General features: G+C 72.4%; 2 protein-coding genes. Both read right to left on the bottom strand.

Going from position 1 to position 1,979, the window contains the following annotated elements:
* Positions 1–93: 93 nt before the first annotated feature.
* Positions 94–717: a GntR family transcriptional regulator gene (locus tag AB0M39_RS41940; RefSeq protein WP_365374440.1), complete on the bottom strand. Its 624-nt coding sequence runs from the start codon at positions 715–717 to the stop codon at positions 94–96.
* A gap of 125 nt (positions 718–842) precedes the next feature.
* Positions 843–1,979 (bottom strand): 2-oxoglutarate dehydrogenase, E2 component, dihydrolipoamide succinyltransferase (gene sucB / locus AB0M39_RS41945; protein WP_365374442.1); only part of this gene is annotated, 1,137 nt, incomplete at its 5' end.

Below are 1,979 nucleotides of genomic sequence, written 5' to 3' on the forward strand. Positions count from 1 at the left end.
GCTGAGGGTGCCGGGCGTGGGCGCGGAAATTCAGCCTCGTGGGGGTCCCCCCGGACGAAGTCTGGGGGAGATTGAGGCGCGGGGGCGCCGGGCTCATGCCCGGGGGGCGCAGCCCAGGACGTGGGATTTGACCAGCGTGCCGATCGTCGGATCATGGCGGCGAAACGCGTCCACCAGCTCCTCGTGCTCCTCCGCGTACGACTTCTGCACCGTCCCCAGCCAGCGGATCGACAGCGCCGTGAACACCTCGATCCCCAGCCCCTCCCACGTGTGCAGCAGCACCGCGTTGTGGGCCGCGCGGACCAGTTCGCGGTGGAAGGCGACCGTGTGGCGCACCTGCGCCGCCGAGTCCGCCGTGCGGTCCGCCTCGTACAGCGCCTCCACATGCGGCTCCAGCGTCGAGCAGTCCTCGGCCAGCCGGTCCGCCGCCAGCTCCGCCGCGATCTGCTCGAGGCCGGCGCGCACCGGATAGCTCTCCTCCAGGTCAGCCGCCGTCAGATTCCGTACGCGGACACCCTTGTTGGGCGCGGACTCGATCAGCCGCAGGCTCTCCAGCTCCCGCAGCGCCTCGCGCACCGGCGTCTGGGAGACCTCGAGCTCCGTGGCGATCCGGCGCTCGACGATCCGCTCACCCGGCTTCCAGCGACCGCTGACGATCCCCTCCACGATGTGCTCGCGGATCTGATCGCGCAGCGAGTGGACGACGGGGATGCTCATAGAGCCGCTCCTTGAAGCAGAGAGCTGCGGTGACTCCTAGACAATACGGCGGCGCCCCCGTCCGGAAACACTCCGGACGGGGGCGCCGTCAGTGAGGCCCGTTACAGGCCGCGTCACGAGCCGCGTTACAGGCCGAGCTCGACCTCGAACTCGCCCGCCTCCAGGATCGCCTTGACCGTCGTCAGGTAGCGGGCGGCGTCCGCGCCGTCCACCAGACGGTGGTCGTAGGAGAGCGCCAGGTAGGTCATGTCGCGCACGCCGATGACCGTGCCCTCGGCGGTCTCGATGACCGCCGGGCGCTTGACCGTCGCGCCGATGCCCAGGATGGCGGCCTGGTTCGGCGGCACGATGACCGTGTCGAACAGCGCGCCGCGCGAGCCGGTGTTGCTGACCGTGAAGGTCGCGCCCGCCAGGTCGTCCGGCGTGATCTTGCTGGCGCGCACCGCGCCGGCGAGCTCGGCTGTCTTCTTGGCGATGCCGGCGAGGTTCAGGTCGCCCGCGCCCTTGATGACCGGCGTCATCAGACCCTTCTCGGAGTCCACGGCGATGCCGATGTTCTCCGAGTCGAAGTACGTGATGGTGCCCTCGTCCTCGTTGATCCGGGCGTTGACGACCGGGTGGGCCTTCAGCGCCTGGGCCGCCGCCTTCACGAAGAACGGCATCGGGGACAGCTTGACGCCCTCGCGCGCCGCGAACCCGTCCTTCGCCTGGTTGCGCAGCTTCATCAGCTTGGTGATGTCGACCTCGACGACCGAGGTCAGCTGGGCCTGCGAGTGCAGCGCCTTCATCATGTTGTCGCCGATGACCTTGCGCATGCGGGTCATCTTGACCGTCTGACCGCGCAGCGGGGACGCCTCGACGGCCGGAGCCTTCGACTTGGCCGGCGCGGCGGCGGGCGCCGGAGCGGCAGCGGCGGCCTTGGCGGCCTCCGCGGCGGCGACGACGTCCTGCTTGCGGATGCGGCCGCCGACGCCGGTGCCCTTGACGGAGCCCAGGTCGACGCCGTTCTCGGCGGCGAGCTTGCGGACCAGCGGCGTGACGTACGCGTCGCTCGTGTCAGCCGAGGCCGGGGCCGGGGCCGGGGCCGCCGGAGCGGCAGCCGGGGCAGGCTTGGCCGGGGCGGCCGGAGCGGGCGCGGCCGGCGCCGGGGCCTGAGCCGCGGGGGCGGCCTGGACCGGAGCCGGAGCCGGGGCGGGCGCCGGAGCAGCGGCCGGAGCCGGAGCGGCAGCCGGGGCCGCGGGGGCCTCGGCGACCGGAGCGGG

The sequence above is a fragment of the Streptomyces sp. NPDC051907 genome, from assembly GCF_040681075.1.
Lineage (GTDB): Bacteria > Actinomycetota > Actinomycetes > Streptomycetales > Streptomycetaceae > Streptomyces.

What these genes read in the sequence shown, in the direction of transcription:
- AB0M39_RS41940 (WP_365374440.1), bottom strand. Translation starts at nt 717, where the DNA reads ATGAGCATCCCCGTCGTCCACTCGCTGCGCGATCAGATCCGCGAGCAC.